Annotated in this window: 10 protein-coding genes; 6 read left to right on the forward strand and 4 right to left on the reverse strand. The window is 62.3% G+C overall.

The window, feature by feature from the left end; genetic code table 11:
- Positions 1-73: 73 nt before the first annotated feature.
- From mgtA to ACTJKS_RS11545, 3 genes are all read right to left on the reverse strand, one after another.
- A complete protein-coding gene (gene mgtA / locus ACTJKS_RS11535) occupies positions 74-2,773 on the reverse strand; it encodes a magnesium-translocating P-type ATPase (protein WP_262949523.1) in 2,700 nt (899 codons plus the stop codon).
- 587 nt (positions 2,774-3,360) lie between these two features.
- Positions 3,361-4,695: a lysine N(6)-hydroxylase/L-ornithine N(5)-oxygenase family protein gene (locus tag ACTJKS_RS11540; RefSeq protein WP_262949521.1), complete on the reverse strand. Its 1,335-nt coding sequence runs from the start codon at positions 4,693-4,695 to the stop codon at positions 3,361-3,363.
- A 134-nt stretch (positions 4,696-4,829) separates the two neighbouring features.
- Positions 4,830-5,312 carry a sigma-70 family RNA polymerase sigma factor gene (locus tag ACTJKS_RS11545; RefSeq protein WP_041070768.1) on the reverse strand — a complete coding sequence of 161 codons (483 nt, stop codon included), beginning with the start codon at positions 5,310-5,312 and terminating at the stop codon, positions 4,830-4,832.
- A gap of 322 nt (positions 5,313-5,634) precedes the next feature.
- Between ACTJKS_RS11545 and ACTJKS_RS11550 the strand changes: the two genes are divergently transcribed.
- Genes ACTJKS_RS11550 through ACTJKS_RS11560 form a run of 3 tightly spaced genes read left to right on the forward strand, consistent with a single transcriptional unit; the run spans position 5,635 to position 10,180 of the window.
- The gene (locus ACTJKS_RS11550) at positions 5,635-6,807 is read left to right on the forward strand and encodes an efflux RND transporter periplasmic adaptor subunit (protein WP_262949518.1); all 1,173 of its coding nucleotides are present in this window, start codon (positions 5,635-5,637) and stop codon (positions 6,805-6,807) included.
- Positions 6,808-8,781 carry a MacB family efflux pump subunit gene (locus tag ACTJKS_RS11555; RefSeq protein WP_262949517.1) on the forward strand — a complete coding sequence of 658 codons (1,974 nt, stop codon included), beginning with the start codon at positions 6,808-6,810 and terminating at the stop codon, positions 8,779-8,781.
- A 7-nt stretch (positions 8,782-8,788) separates the two neighbouring features.
- Positions 8,789-10,180, forward strand: a complete 1,392-nt coding sequence (locus ACTJKS_RS11560; protein WP_108182202.1) for an efflux transporter outer membrane subunit — start codon at positions 8,789-8,791, stop codon at positions 10,178-10,180.
- Between the two features lie 62 nt (positions 10,181-10,242).
- Here the strand turns inward: ACTJKS_RS11560 and pvdP are convergent, their stop codons facing one another.
- On the reverse strand, positions 10,243-11,862 hold the full coding sequence (pvdP, locus tag ACTJKS_RS11565; RefSeq protein WP_262949514.1) for a pyoverdine maturation tyrosinase PvdP: 1,620 nt from the start codon (positions 11,860-11,862) through the stop codon (positions 10,243-10,245).
- 320 nt (positions 11,863-12,182) lie between these two features.
- On the opposite strand from pvdP, the gene pvdM reads away from it, so the two are divergent.
- Genes pvdM through pvdO form a run of 3 tightly spaced genes read left to right on the forward strand, consistent with a single transcriptional unit; the run spans position 12,183 to position 15,776 of the window.
- The gene (gene pvdM, locus ACTJKS_RS11570) at positions 12,183-13,553 is read left to right on the forward strand and encodes a pyoverdine-tailoring dipeptidase-like protein PvdM (RefSeq protein ID WP_262949513.1); all 1,371 of its coding nucleotides are present in this window, start codon (positions 12,183-12,185) and stop codon (positions 13,551-13,553) included.
- A complete protein-coding gene (pvdN, locus tag ACTJKS_RS11575) occupies positions 13,550-14,830 on the forward strand; it encodes a pyoverdine-tailoring periplasmic protein PvdN (RefSeq protein ID WP_262949512.1) in 1,281 nt (426 codons plus the stop codon). Before pvdM ends, pvdN begins: the two co-directional genes overlap by 4 nt.
- A 37-nt stretch (positions 14,831-14,867) precedes the next feature.
- Positions 14,868-15,776, forward strand: a complete 909-nt coding sequence (pvdO, locus tag ACTJKS_RS11580; protein WP_262949510.1) for a dihydropyoverdine dehydrogenase — start codon at positions 14,868-14,870, stop codon at positions 15,774-15,776.
- Positions 15,777-15,917: the final 141 nt, after the last annotated feature.

Consider the following 15,917-nt stretch of genomic DNA (forward strand, 5'->3'; position numbering starts at 1 on the left):
TTAAAAACACAATCGACAGATCGCAGCCTGCGACAACTCCTACAGGGTGGCAGGTGAAGATTGCAGCCTGCTGTTATTGCCAGCCGAATCGGCGGATGTAGAAACCTTTCACCGCCTGGGTCAGCGCCATGTATGCCAGCAGGATCATCGGCAGGAACACGAAGTACAGCGACGGCAGTGCCTGCAATTTGAAGTAGTTGGCCAGCGGCCCCATCGGCAGGAAGATCCCGACCGCCATGATGATCCCGGTCATCACCAGCAGCGGCATGGCTGCACGGCTTTGCAGGAACGGAATCTTCGGCGTGCGGATCATGTGCACGATCAACGTCTGGGTCAGCAAGCCCACCACGAACCAGCCGGACTGGAACAGCGTCTGGTGATCCGGGGTGTTGGCATCGAACACGTACCACATCAAGGCGAACGTAGTGATGTCAAAGATCGAACTGATCGGCCCGAAGAACAGCATGAAGCGACCGACATCCGCCGGCTGCCAGCGCTGTGGCTTTTTCAGCATCTCGTCATCGACGTTGTCGAACGGAATCGCGATCTGCGAAATGTCGTAGAGCAGGTTCTGTACCAGCAGGTGCATCGGCAGCATCGGCAGGAACGGAATGAACGCACTGGCGACCAGCACCGAGAACACGTTGCCGAAGTTGGAGCTGGCCGTCATCTTGATGTACTTGAGCATGTTGGCGAAGGTCCGACGCCCTTCGAGCACGCCCTCCTCCAGCACCATCAGGCTCTTTTCCAGGAGGATGATGTCGGCGGCCTCCTTGGCGATGTCCACCGCACTGTCCACCGAAATACCGATGTCGGCGGTACGCAGCGCCGGCGCATCGTTGATGCCATCGCCCATGAAACCGACCACATGGCCGTTGCCTTTGAGGATGCGCACGATGCGCTCCTTGTGCGACGGCGTGAGCTTGGCGAACACGTTGGTTTTCTCTACCGCCACGGCCAGTTCGGCATCGTTCATGCGCTCGATGTCGTTGCCCATCAGCAAGCCCTGTTGCGCGAGGCCGACTTCGCGGCAAATCTTCGCGGTCACCAGTTCGTTGTCACCGGTCAGCACTTTGACCGCCACGCCGTGCTCGGCCAGCGCCTTGAGCGCTGGCGCAGTGCTTTCCTTCGGTGGATCAAGGAACGCCACGTAACCGATCAGCGTCAGTTCCTGTTCATCCGCCAGGCTGTAAGTGTCGCGACCTTCCGGCATCGAACGGGCAGCCACCGCCACCACGCGCAAGCCTTCAGCGTTGAATGCTGCGGTGACCTGACGAATCCGGGTCAGCAATTCATCGCTCAAGGCTTCTTCGACTTCGCCGTGCTGCACACGGGTGCACACCGCCAACACTTCTTCCACCGCACCTTTGCAGATCAGTTGATGTGGCTGACCACGCCCTTCGACCACCACCGACATGCGCCGGCGATTGAAGTCGAACGGGATCTCATCGACCTTGCGAAACGCCGTGCCAACCTTCAATTCGCGATGGATTTCCACGTGCTCCAGCACCGCCACATCGAGCAGGTTTTTCAGCCCGGTCTGGTAGTAACTGTTGAGGTAAGCCATTTCCAGCACATCGTCGGAGTCTTCACCCCAGACGTCGACATTGCGCGCGAGAAAGATCTTGTCCTGGGTCAGGGTGCCGGTCTTGTCGGTGCACAGCACGTCCATCGCGCCGAAGTTCTGGATCGCATCCAGCCGCTTGACGATGACCTTCTTGCGCGACAGGAACACCGCGCCTTTGGCCAGGGTCGAGGTGACGATCATCGGCAGCATTTCCGGGGTCAGGCCCACGGCGATCGACAAGGCAAACAGCAGCGCTTCGGTCCAGTCGCCCTTGGTGAAACCGTTGATGAACAGCACCAGCGGCGCCATGACGAACATGAAGCGGATCAGCAGCCAGCTGACTTTGTTCACGCCCAGCTGGAACGAGGTCACCGCGCGGTCAGTTGCGCCCACACGCTGTGCCAACGCGCCGAAATAGGTGCTGTTGCCCGTGGTGAGAATCACCGCCACCGCCGTGCCGGACACCACGTTGGTGCCCATGAACAGAATGTTCTCCAGCTCCAGCGGATTGCGCGTGTCGCGGTCGGCCTGACGGGCAAACTTTTCCACCGGCATCGATTCGCCGGTCATTGCCGCCTGGCTGACGAACAGGTCCTTGGCGCTGAGCACCCGGCAGTCAGCGGGAATCATGTCGCCGGCCGACAGCACGATCAGGTCGCCCGGCACCAGTTGCTTGATCGGCAGCTCGATGCGTGGCTCGTCGCGGCGCATCACCGTGGCGGTGTTGCTGACCATCGCCTTGAGCGAGTCGGCGGCCCGGTTGGATTTGCTTTCCTGCCAGAAGCGCAGCAGCGTCGACAGCACCACCATGGAGAAAATCACCGTGGCGGCTTTCAGGTCTTCGGTCAGCCAGGAGATCACCGCCAACAGGGTCAGCAGCAGGTTGAACGGGTTTTTATAGCAGTGCCACAGGTGAGTCCACCATGGCAGCGGCTGCTCGTGTTCGACTTCGTTGAGGCCGTACTGCGCGCGCAGTGCGTCGACTTCAAAATCGGTCAGGCCGTCAGTGTGAGTGCCCAGCGACGAGAGCAGTTCGCCGCTGTCGCGATGGGCCGCATCGACCAGAGTATTGGCCAGCGTGGGCGGGACTTCACGGCTGACCGTGGTGTCGTTGATCGATTCCAGCAGCGCCAGACGGCGGAAGTGCCGGGCGATGTGGCGTGTGCGCAGGAAGCCTGCGAAAAATTCCTTGAGCGTAAGTTTCATGGCTGTTGCCCCTATGGTCAGCCGGGAAACCGTCGAGCAGGTACGACCATGCCTCGTTCACCGGAAAATCCGGCACGGCAAGGCTTGGCGCGCCGGTCAGAAAAGACAGGCGTGTCGATAGGTTTGCGATCACGACCACACGGTCGAAATCACATACTTTCAGTGTCGATGAGAAGGACGTCGGGACATGGTCTCAACTGACCATGATCGGGATGCCGCTGCTCGCTTTACGGCGAGACAACGGCAGAGAAAGGCTGCGCGTTATCTTGCCGAGAATCTGCCGGTTACCGAGACCGGCCGACAACTGTCACTCGAACAAGTACCCACTGTGGGTCTCCGCTATTGATGAAAACGCGCGAAGCTTACGCCTCGATGATTGGAGAGTAAACCCGCAAAAGGAAGTGTGTCGGGGAATGTGGCGGGTGTTCAGGAAGGGTTCAGGATTCAGATTTTTCGCTGGCCTCCAGGGCCCTATCGCGGGCAAGCCCGCTCCCACAAGAATCTCCAGTGAATACAAGTTTTGCATCCGACACAGATCCTGTGGGAGCTGGCTTGCCAGCGATTGCGGTGGATCAGGCAATGCTGATTCAGCTGGCAGTCGCCAACAACAGATCCGCCATCGAACGATGCCCACGGTTCTTGCCATGCTCATACAACGACCCGGCAATCTCGTCGGCACGCACCGGCAACACCGACAGCAAGGTGTCGCTCAGACCATGGCTGGCCTGGCAGAAGCCCTGCATGTACAGGCCGGCCTTGCAGCGTTCGTCGGTGATCAGTTTGTAGTTGCGATCGACCTCGAAATCACCTAGGTATTCTTCCAGCGGAGCCAACAGTTTGCGGTGCATCTGCCGCTCGTAACCGGTGGCCAGGACCACGGCGTCATAGAGGCGCACGGTGACTTCGCCGGTGGCGTTGTTGCGCACCGCCAGTTCGATGCCGCGTTCGGTGGCGGTGGCGCTCTCGACGGTGGTCAGGGTACGGAACGCATGACGGGCAATGCCCGAGACTTTCTGCCGATAGAAGATGCCGTAGATGCGTTCGATCAGGTCGATGTCCACCACCGAATAGTTGGTGTTGTGGTACTCGTTGACCAGCCGCTCACGCTCGGCGCTGTTTTGCTGGAACACCAGATCGGTGAACTCCGGCGAGAACACTTCGTTGACGAACGGGCTGTCGTCCGCAGGCTTGAGCGCCGAGCCGCGCAGGATCATGTCGACCTGCACCGACGGGAACGAATCGTTCAGATCGATAAAGGCTTCCGCCGCGCTCTGCCCGCCGCCGATGATCGCGATGCTCATCGGTTGATTGTTCACACACGGCTGTTTGGCCATCTGCGACAGATACTGCGAGTGGTGGAACACACGGCTGTCGCCCTTCAACGCCTTGAACGCCTCCGGAATACGTGGCGTACCACCGGCACTGACCACCACCGAACGCGCGGTGCGCACGAACTGCTGGCCATCGCTGTCACGGGAGATCACGCGCAACGCTTCAACCTGGTGGTTGTGCAGCACCGGTTCGATGGTCAGCACTTCTTCGCCGTAGCGGCTCTGCTCGGTGAACTGCCCGGCGACCCAGCGCAGGTAGTCGTTGTACTCCATGCGGCACGGGTAGAAGGTGCCGAGGTTGATGAAGTCCACCAGGCGGCCGTGAGCCTTCAGGTAATTGACGAACGAGTACGGGCTGGTCGGGTTGCGCAGGGTCACCAGATCCTTGAGGAAGGAAATCTGCAATTCGCTTTGGGTCGACAGGGTGTTGCCGTGCCAGCTGTAGTTGGCCTGCTTGTCGAGGAACAGCACATCCAGCTCGCCGTGGGTCGGGCCGCGCTCTTGCAGAGCGATGGCCAGCGCCAGGTTCGAAGGGCCGAAACCGACGCCGATCAGGTCGTGAACGATGGGCGATGCAATTGCCTGAGTCATTTCCAGTGTCCTCTGGATGAACCCCTCAACAAGGGGAAAGGAGAGCCTAAGTGACCCGACTGGCCTTGAGCAGGACAGCAGGTCGTCTGTTGAGTAGGAACGAGGACAGGGAAATAAAATTTAGCGACGGCGGCTCAATGGGCATCCCATTGCTTGATGCGCAGGCGGCAATGCTTCATCGCATTCACAATGTGTTTTTCCACCAGTGCCTTGGAAATGCCCAGGTGTTCGGCGATCTGCGGGTGCGACAGGCCTTCGATCTTGCGCAGCAGAAAACTGTCGCGGCACAGCGGCGGCAATTCTGCCAGGGCGCGCTGGAGCATCTCCAGACGCTGGCCGTGATCGAGGGTTCCGTGGGGCGACGGAGTGAAATAGCGCTCTTCGCTGTCGAGCACTTCCAGTGGCTCGACCTGGCGCAAGGCGTTGCGCCGATGATCGTCGATCACCAGATTCAAAGCGGTGCGATAAAGAAAGGCCCGGGGCTGCTCGATGGGCGTGTCGCTGGAGCGTTCCAGAACCCGCACATAAGCGTCATGCACCACATCTTCGGCGACCTGACGGTTGCCGAGCTTGGCGTTCAGGAAACACACCAGCTCGCGATAGTAGTTTTCCAACATGACTCCCGGCCGCTTCGATGCGGATTCGATCCTTGAGCACACTGATCGAAAGCCCCGCAAACACGGGTAGCAAGATAGTGGCAACTTGAGGTGCGTAATTTATAGTAATTCTCATATAGATTTAAAGTGGCGTTTGTCGTTGCCCGTCAAATAGTGCCGTTCTATACCTGTAACATCCTGTGTCTTCGCTTAAATTCCCCTCCGCATTCATCGTTTACAGGACAGCTCCCCGTGTCTGTCGTGCCCTGCGACAGCGTTCAGCGGCTGCGCGCTGTGGCGTGCAGCCGGACGACGGGCCGAATTCCACTGGCCGGAACCCTGCATGAAACGTCCCCGCCCCGCCCGACGCGCCCTGCTCGCAGCCCTCTGTCTGATTCCCGTTGTTGCCTTCGCCGCGTGGCAAATCATGCCGCCGGGCCGCGAGCGCTTCGCCACCGTGCAAGTCAGCCGCGGCGACATCGAAAGCAGCGTCACCGCGCTGGGCACCCTGCAACCGCGCCGTTATGTCGATGTTGGCGCGCAAGCCTCCGGACAGATCCAGAAAATCCACGTCGAAGTCGGTGACGTGGTCAAGGAGGGTCAACTGCTGGTGGAAATCGATCCGTCCACGCAGAAGGCCAAACTCGACGCCGGGCGCTTCTCGATCGAAAACCTCAAGGCGCAATTGCAGGAGCAGCGCGCCCAGCATGAGCTGGCGCAGCAGAAGTATCAGCGGCAGCAGCATCTCGTCGCCGGCGGCGCCACCCGTGAAGAAGACGTGCAGACCGCCCGCGCCGAACTGAAAGCCACTCAGGCCCGCGTCGACATGTTCCAGGCACAGATCCGCCAGGCTGAAGCGAGCCTGCGCAGCGATCAGGCTGAACTCGGCTATACGCGGATCTACGCGCCGATGGCCGGCACCGTGGTCGCCCTCGACGCCCGCGAGGGCCAGACCCTCAACGCACAACAGCAGACGCCGCTGATCCTGCGCATCGCCAAACTGTCACCGATGACCGTGTGGGCCGAGGTTTCCGAGGCTGACATCGGTCACGTCAAACCGGGCATGACCGCCTACTTCACTACCCTCAGCGGCGGCCAGCGGCGCTGGAGCAGCACCGTGCGGCAGATTCTGCCGGTGCCGCCCAAGCCGCTGGACCAGACCAGTCAGGGCGGCGGCAGCCCGGCCAGCAGCAGTAAAAGCGGCAGCGCCCGCGTTGTGCTGTACACGGTTTTGCTCGACGTCGATAACGCCGACAACGCCTTGATGGCCGAGATGACCACCCAGGTGTTTTTCGTCGCCAATCAGGCCAAAGGCGTGCTCACCGCGCCGGTCGCCGCGTTGCAGGGCAGCACCACGGCCAACCTGCAAACCGCGCAGGTGGTGGCGGCCAACGGCGACATCCAGCAACGCGAGGTACGCACCGGCATCAGCGACCGACTCAAAGTGCAGATTGTCGACGGCCTCAACGAAGGTGATCACCTGTTGATCGGCCCGGTCGACGGCAGCGGAGGCTGAATGCAAACGCCTCTGATCGACCTGCAGGACATCCGCAAATCCTACGGAGGCGGTGACGCACCGGAGGTTCACGTGCTGCGCGGCATCGACCTGTCGATCCACGCCGGTGAATTCGTGGCGATTGTCGGCGCTTCCGGCTCCGGCAAATCGACCCTTATGAATATCCTCGGCTGCCTCGACCGGCCGACCTCCGGCGAGTACCGCTTTGCCGGGGAAAACGTTGCCGGCCTCGACAGCGACGAGCTGGCCTGGCTGCGCCGCGAAGCCTTTGGATTTGTGTTCCAGGGTTATCACCTGATTCCGTCCGGCTCGGCCCAGGAAAACGTCGAGATGCCGGCGATCTATGCCGGCACCCCGGCCGCCGAGCGTCACGTCCGCGCCGCCGCCCTGCTCGACCGCCTCGGTCTGGCCTCGCGCACCAGCAACCGTCCGCATCAGTTGTCCGGTGGTCAGCAGCAACGGGTGTCGATTGCCCGGGCGTTGATGAACGGCGGCCACATCATCCTCGCCGACGAACCCACCGGCGCCCTCGACAGTCACAGCGGCAAAGAAGTGATGACGCTGCTCGATGAGCTGGCGAGCCAGGGCCACGTGGTGATCCTCATCACCCACGACCGCGAAGTTGCGGCCCGGGCCAAACGCATCATCGAAATACGCGACGGCCTGATCATCAGCGACAGCGCCCGCGACAATCCCCACGCCCAGACCAGCGCCAACCCCGGCGCCCTGCAAGCGGTGGATCTGCGCCAGCGTCTGGCCGACGGCGCCGAAGCCACCGGCGCCTGGAAAGGCGAACTGGTCGATGCCCTGCACGCTGCGTGGCGCGTGATGTGGATCAATCGTTTTCGCACCGCGCTGACCCTGCTCGGGATCATCATCGGCGTGGCATCGGTGGTGGTCATGCTGGCGGTCGGTGAAGGCAGCAAACGCCAGGTGATGGCGCAGATGGGCGCGTTCGGTTCGAACATCATTTATCTGAGCGGCTCGGCGCCCAACCCGCGCACGCCGCCGGGGATCATCACCCTCGACGATGTGCACGCGCTGGCCAGCCTGCCGCAAGTGCAGCGGATCATGCCGGTCAACGGCGCCGAGGCCGGCGTACGTTACGGCAATGCCGACCACCTGAGTTACGTCGGCGGCAACGACACCAACTTCCCGGTGATCTTCAACTGGCCGGTGGTGCAAGGCAGTTACTTCACCGAGGCCGATGAGGAGAATGCTGCTGCCGTCGCGGTGATTGGCCACAAAGTCCGCAGCAAACTGCTCAAGGATGTGCCGAACCCGATCGGTCAATTCATCCTGATCGAGAATGTGCCGTTCCAGGTGGTCGGCGTGCTCGCGGAAAAAGGCGCCAGCTCCGGCGACTCCGACAGTGACAATCGCATCGCCATCCCCTATTCGGCGGCCAGCGTCCGGCTGTTCGGTACACGCAACCCGGAGTACGTCGCCATCGCCGCTGCGGACGCGCGCAAGGTCAAGGACACCGAGCACGCCATCGAGCAACTGATGCTGCGCCTGCACAACGGCAAGAAGGATTTCGAACTGACCAACAACGCCGCGATGATCCAGGCCGAGGCGCGCACCCAGAACACCCTGTCGCTGATGCTCGGCTCGATTGCCGCGATCTCGCTGCTGGTTGGCGGTATCGGCGTGATGAACATCATGCTCATGACAGTGCGCGAACGAACCCGCGAGATCGGCATTCGCATGGCCACCGGCGCCCGCCAGCGCGACATCCTCCGCCAGTTTCTCACCGAAGCGGTGATGCTCTCGGTGGTCGGCGGCCTTGCCGGGATCGCCCTGGCGCTGCTCGTCGGCGGCGTGCTGATCCTCAGCGAAGTGGCCGTGGCTTTTTCCTTGATGGCGGTACTCGGCGCCTTCGGCTGCGCCCTGGTCACCGGTGTTGTCTTCGGCTTCATGCCTGCCCGCAAAGCTGCCCGGCTCGACCCGGTCACGGCCCTTACCAGTGAATGATCGATCTATGAAACCGCGTCTCAGCCTGTTGACCGTGTGCCTGTTGCTCAGCGCCTGCGGCAGTCCCGTCCAGCGCCCGGACAGTGGCGTGCAAACGCCAGCTGCCTGGCAGTCGCCCCATAGCGCCAGCGTTGCCCGCAACAACCCGCAATGGTGGACGCAATTTGGCAGCCCGGAACTGGATCGTCTGATCGAGCAGGCGCGCGTCGGCAGTTTCGACCTCGCGGCTGCCGTTGCTCGCGTGCGTCAGGCGCAGGCGGGCACCGTCATCGCTGGCGGCTCACAGCTGCCGGAGGTCAAAGCCGGCCTGAATGCCAATCGGCAGAAACTGCTGCGCGGCAATGGCTACAGCCAACTCGATGCCAACAGCAGCAACAAGGCGGTGGACTATTTCGATACCAACCTGAGCGCCACCTACGAAATCGATTTCTGGGGCGGCAAACGCGCCTCGCGCGACAGTGCGCAGTTCGCTCTGCAGGCCAGCGAATTCGACCGGGCGACGGTCGAACTGACATTGCTCAGCGGCGTTGCCAGCACGTATGCGCAAACCTTGTCGCTACGCGAGCAGAGCCGCATCGCCGAACTCAATCTGGCCAACGCGCAAAGCGTGCTGAAACTGGTGCAGACGCGGTTTGATTCAGGCTCAGCCACCGCGCTGGAACTGGCGCAACAGAAGAGCCTGGTCGCCGCCCAGCAATGGCAATTGCCGCGCGTGCAACAGCAAGCCCAGGACGCGCTGATCAGCCTCGCCGCCCTGCTTGGCCGACCGGTGCAGCAACTGTCGGCGACGGAGTCCTTCGATCACCTGCAATGGCCAGATATCGACGCCGGCGTGCCCAGCGAGTTGCTCACGCATCGTCCGGACATCGCACGCGCCGAAGCCCAACTGGCCGCCGCCGAAGCTGACGTCAAAGTCGCTCGCGCGGCCATGTTGCCGGCACTGACCCTGACCGCCCAACTCGGCTCGGGCGCCAATCAGTTCGACGATTTGATTCGCAGCCCTTTCTACAACCTGACCGCCGGACTGGTCGCGCCGATTTTCAATAACGGTCGTCTCGGTGCTGAACGCGACAAGGCCATGGCGCGCCAGCAAGAGCTGCTGGACACCTACCGTGGGGCGATCATCAACGGGTTTGCCGATGTGGAAAAAGCGCTCAATAGCATTCGTCGCCTGGATGAGCAGCGGTTGTGGCAGAACGAAGAACTGAATCAGGCACAGACCGCGTTCGACATCGCCCAGAGCCGTTACCAGGCCGGCGCTGAAGACTTGCTGACCGTGTTGGAAACCCAGCGCACGCTGTACGCGGCCCAGGATCAGCATGCACAACTACGGCTGTCACGAGTGCAGGCGAGCATTGCGCTGTACAAGGCACTTGGCGGGGGATGGCAGACGCTGTAATCGAATCAACACAACAACCCTGTGGGAGCGAGCCTGCTCGCGAATGATCGATGACGCAGCCCTCAAGTCGGGCTGGTTTTAGCCTTCAGATTGCGCGCATACCATGGCCGTTGCGGCACGCGACGGAACAGGCCGGCGAGTTTTTCCTCGTCGGTGATAAAGGTGATGCGCAGCGCCAGCTTCATGGTTTCCGGGTCCATCTCCACCGTTTTGCCCTTCTGCAATCCCGGCGTGGAGCTGCAGCCATGGGTGATCGGTCCGAGCCACGGGTCATCGACTTCCACCCAGCGCCCCGGGGCAAACCATGGCACGCCATTGACCTGCAGCCGCGTGACTTCGCCCGGGTGAAAACGCTCGTGGGCGCGGAACCAGTCCTCGATGCGATCATCGATCCAGCCATGGAAATGCCAGAACGTCGGGTTGACGTGGGAAGAAAACGGATCGCCAAGGAAGTCGTTTTCGGCGTTGTACCAGCGGGCCGCGAAGTCCGCCGGATCGCGGGCAAACGGCACCGGCTGACCGTTGGACGGATCGCGCGGCACGGAGGCCCAGCGCATGTGCAGCCAGTCGTGCAGGCCCAGTTCGACTTCGGAGCCGAACTCGCCGAGGGTGAGCCGGGCCAGATACGCCGGATCGCGATACTGCGACTCCCAGACCTGAAAGTTGCTTTCGTAAGTCTCGGCAGTCTTGATGTCGCTGACCCACTGACTGAATTCGTCATCGCCCGCCGCCGTCCAGGTCGGCGGCAAGGCTGAGCCTTCGTGGTTGTCGAAATAGCGGGCGAAGCCGACACGGTCGCGGATCAGCTCCGGCTGCGGCAGCGGGAAAAACTCCCAGGATGGCAATTCCTGCATCGAGCGCGCCGTCCCGAGCATGTGCCGGTGCATGAAGAAAAAGTCCACACCCGAGCCATTGCGATCCTTGCGCGGGCCACGGGCATCGCGCTCCTTGTCGCGCGGGCCGGGCTGCCAGCCAATGCCGCGCAAGGCTTCGCGTTTGTCCTCGGGCAGCTTGTGCCACTTGTCCCGGGTCGCATGCCACAACTGGTGAAACAGGCGATGCTCGGGCGAGATCAGCCACGCCAGCAATGTCGGGTTGAGCGGCGTGCGCTCGCGCGCTTCGGGAAACAGCCGTTTGACGGCGACGAAGCGATTGTCCTGCGCCGGCAAGGCCAGCGACCGGTCCAGGCGCAAGGCCTTGCCGCTGAGCGTGCCACTGCCGGCATTGCCGAAGTCGGCCCAGACCTCATCGAGGATCATCTCCAGCTCATAGCTGATCTGGCCGTCGGCGCCGATCAGGCGCCAGCTCAGTTTCGCCGCATCGGCTTTTGCGAGGTCGCCCAGAATCCGGTAACGCGGTGTTTCAGCGGAGCGCAGGCGCTCGGGCGTGTCGAGAAAACCGCACACGCCACGGCCCTTCTGGCCGATGTCGAGAAACACTTGCAGGCCCTTGAGCGGCAATCCTTCGAGGCCGGCATCGGCACCTTCGAAACGGATATCCCACACCCCGCGCAACGCATTCGCCAGGCGCTGCCCGGCCCTGTCCGCGACGTCGAAAGACGCTTCGCCCGGGGTGATCGTCGGGTCCGGCTTCGTCCATTCACGATGCCCGAAATACGCCGCAGGCAAGGCAGCGCCGGTCAGCGCCAGGCCCGCCATGAACCATCGTCGAGAAATCTTCATTGCCCTACCTGTGTCAGCCATGAAGCAGGCTTTATCCAAGCTAGAACGTTTGTTGCCCTGGCAAATTTAACGCGCCCGGCGATGATGACCCGTGGCGAGGGGATTCATCCCCGATGAGTTGCGAAGCAACTCCCATCCGACCTTGGCGGCGACACCAGAAGGGACAGCGCTCGCAGGCTTTGCGAGCGCTTCGCACTCGATCGGGGATAAATCCCCTCGCCACAGTGTCAGGCTTAAATTTTGCCGCCAACCACTCGTTCTTCCCAGATAGCGAAGGCCCCCGCGCCTGCACCTCGATGGCGAACCTGACTGAGATGGCAATGACAAAACCACGTTCGAAAAAGGCTCTATTCATCGGCCTGCCGTTGGCCCTGGCGATCAGCGCCGGCGCAGGCTTTGCCGTGTGGCATCACTGGTTCAAGGACGACCTCGGCTACCCGGCCAAAGTCATGAAGCAGGCCGATGAGCTGCACGAACGCATGCTCTCTTTCGACAGCCATGTCAGCCTGACGCAAAATTTCGGCACCGACGGCCACGAAGCCGACAAGGACGGCGACGGCCAGTTCGATCTCGCCAAGGCCAACCGTGGACGCCTGTCCGGCGCCGCCCTGACCATCTTCGGCTGGCCGGAAATGTGGAACGGCCCGAACGCCCCGCACAAGCCAACCCCCGGCTTCGTCGACGAGGCGCGCAATCAGCAGGAAATCCGCTTCAAGATCATCTCCGGGATGGTTCGCGACTACCCCAATCAGGTGGCCATCGCCTACACCCCCGACGACTTCCGGCGCTTGCACGGCGAAGGCAAATTCGCGATTTTCATCAGCATGCTCAACGCCTATCCGCTGGGCCACGACCTCAACCTGCTGGACCTGTGGACCGCGCGCGGCATGCGCATGTTCGGCTTCAGCTACATCGGCAACAACGACTGGGCGGATTCGTCGCGGCCGCTGCCATTTCTCAATGATTCGCCGGACGCCCTCGACGGTCTCTCGGATCTGGGCAAGCAAGCGGTCAAGCGCCTCAACGATCTGGGCGTGATCATCGACGTCTCGCAAATGTCGACCAAGGCCCTCGAGCAAGTCGCGCAACTGAGCCGCACGCCGCTGGTGGCCTCGCATTCGGCGCCGCGTGCGATGGTCGATATTCCGCGCAACCTCAGCGACAAGGAAATGCAGCTGATCAAAAACAGCGGCGGCGTGGTGCAGATCGTTGCGTTTTCGCAGTACCTGCGTCCGCTCACCCAGCAAACCCAGGACAAGCTCAACGCGATGCGCAAGGACTTCGACCTGCCGCCGCTGCCGAACCTGGCGATGGCGTTGATGCCGGGCGACCCGATCATTGCCGCGTGGTCCGAGCAGAAGTTCGGCCAGTACGCCAGCCGCCTGTACGGCATCCTCGAAGAGGAACCGAAAGCCAGCCTCAAGGATCTGGGCGATGCCATCGATTACGCGGTGCGCAAGATCGGCATCGACCATGTCGGCATCAGCTCCGACTTCAACGAAGGTGGTGGCGTCAAAGGCTTCGAGAACGTCGGCGACATCCGTAACGTCACCGCCGAGCTGATCTCACGTGGTTACTCCGAAGCGGACATCGCCAAGCTCTGGGGCGGCAACTTCCTGCGGGTCTGGGATCAAGTCGAGAAAGCCGCGAAACCGGCCCTGGCCGCCGCGCCGGGAACTGCCCAGCCATGAGCAATCGTCGTGAGTTCTTGAAGCAGGCGGGGATTCTCGCGGCGGCGTTGCCACTGGGCGCGAGCCTGCCGAATGTCGCCGGTGCCGCGAACGCCGCGCCCGCGACCGGCAACAAGTGGGCGCGGCTGCAGCAGCTGTTCGATCAGGATCCGGCGTATCTGCACTTCTCCAATTTCCTGATTACCTCGCACCCGAAACCGGTGCGCGAGGCGATTGAGCGGCACCGCGCCGCCCTCGACAAAAATCCCGGCCTGGCCATGGATTGGGACCTCGGCGTGATCGAACAGCGCGAAGAGAACGTGCGGGTCTGGGCCGGTCGCTATCTGCAAGCCGATGCGAAACAGATCGCCCTGACCGGCAGCACCACCGAAGGTCTGGCGACGATCTACGGCGGCGTACACGTGCGCCCCGATCAGGAAATCCTCACCACCGAACACGAGCACTACGCGACCCACACCATCCTCGCCCTGCGTAGCGAACGCGACGGCACCCGGGTGCGCAAGATTCGCCTGTTCAAGGATCCGTACAACGCGAGCAAAGCAGAAATCCTTGCTGCCATCGACAGCGCCATCCGCCCCGAAACCCGGGTGCTGGGCATGTGCTGGGTGCATTCGGGCAGCGGCATGAAACTGCCCATTGGTGAGATCGGCGCCATCATCGACCGGCACAACCGTGGTCGCAGCGACGCCGACCGCATCGTTTACGTGGTCGACGGGGTGCATGGCTTCGGCGTGGACAACCTGAACTTCGCGCAGATGAACTGCGACTTCTTCATCGCCGGCACCCACAAGTGGATGTTCGGCCCACGTGGCACCGGCATCGTCTGCAGCCGCTTCGCCGAAGTCAGGTACGTCACCCCGATCATTCCAACGTTCTCCGAAGCCACGGCGTTTTCCACCACCATGACGCCCGGCGGCTATCACTCGTTCGAACACCGCTGGGCGCTGGACGAAGCGTTCAAATTGCATCTTGAGCTGGGCAAGGCCGAGGTCGAGGCGCGCATTCACGCGCTCAACAGCTACCTGAAACAACGCCTGCAGCAACGGCCGCAGATCGAACTGGTGACGCCACTGAGCCCTGAGCTGTCCGCCGGCTTCACCTTCTTCCGGGTCAAGGGCAAGGACAGCGACAAGATCGCCGCGCACCTGATGGCCAACCGCGTGGTGGCCGATGCCGTGCACCGCGACGTCGGCCCGGTGATCCGCACTGCACCGGGGCTGCTCAACGACGAAGAGCAAATCGACCGCTTGCTGGCCGTGCTCGACCAGGCCCTTTGACCCGGACGCTCCCTTTTTTCTTTTAGCGAGACTCGCAATGAACAGTGAACTGCGTCGATTTTCCTTGAAGGCGCTGCCGGCGCTGATGCTCACCGCCCTCGCCGTCGGCCTGCTGCCGGGCGACGCGCAGGCCGCCACCCCGCCTGCGCCGGGCAAGGTGTTCAAGGACTGCAAGGACTGCCCGGAAATGGTCGTGCTGCCCACCGGCACGTTTACCATGGGCACGCCGGAGGATGAGGTCGGCCGCGAGCCGGATGAAGGGCCGATGCACCCGGTGACGTTTGCCAAACCGCTGGCGATCAGCCGTTTCCAGATTCTGCGCGGCGAGTGGGACGCCTACCTCAAGGACAGCGGCTACAAGATGCCCGACGGCGACACGCGCCCCGGTCGCGCGTGCAAGGCCGGGATCCCGGATTATCAGGGCAGCGACCCGCGCAAGCAGTACACCGACAAGCACCCGGCGGTGTGCATGGATTTCCCGGAGGCCGAAGCGTACGTGGCCTGGCTGTCGAAGAAGACCGGCCAGCCCTATCGACTGGTCAGCGAATCGCTGCGTGAATACGCCGCCCGCGCCGGCAGCACGGGGCCCTTCCCCTTCCCGTTCGACGAAGGCAAGGAATACAGCATCGCCAAACACGCCAACACCTACGGCGCCGCCGATGGCTACAACTTCACCGCGCCGGCCGGCAGCTTTCCGGCCAACGCCTTCGGCGTCTACGACATGCACGGCAATATTTATGAGTGGACCGCCGATTGCTACAACGAGAACTACGTCGGCGCGCCTAGCGATGGCAGCGCCTGGTTGAGCGGCAAGTGCGAAGTGCGGCGCATCCGTGGCAACGACTGGGGCGAGGCACCGGTGTTTTCGCGCTCGGGCAACCGCAACGCCACCTACACCGACACCCGTGGCGACTGGATCGGCTTCCGGGTCGCCCGCGATCTGTAAGGCCATCGCCCGGCTAAATTAGCCATCTCGCCAGTCGTTCTACAACTGGGCGCGATCTCCATGGTGCGCCCACCGCCCTCTATGTCATCCAGGCGAACCCCACGCGCAGTGCCGGTGTTCGCCGCTCCTTCAAGCAGGGAA

The sequence above is a fragment of the Pseudomonas sp. 22189 genome, assembly GCF_052045635.1.
In the GTDB taxonomy this organism is placed as follows: domain Bacteria; phylum Pseudomonadota; class Gammaproteobacteria; order Pseudomonadales; family Pseudomonadaceae; genus Aquipseudomonas; species Aquipseudomonas parakoreensis.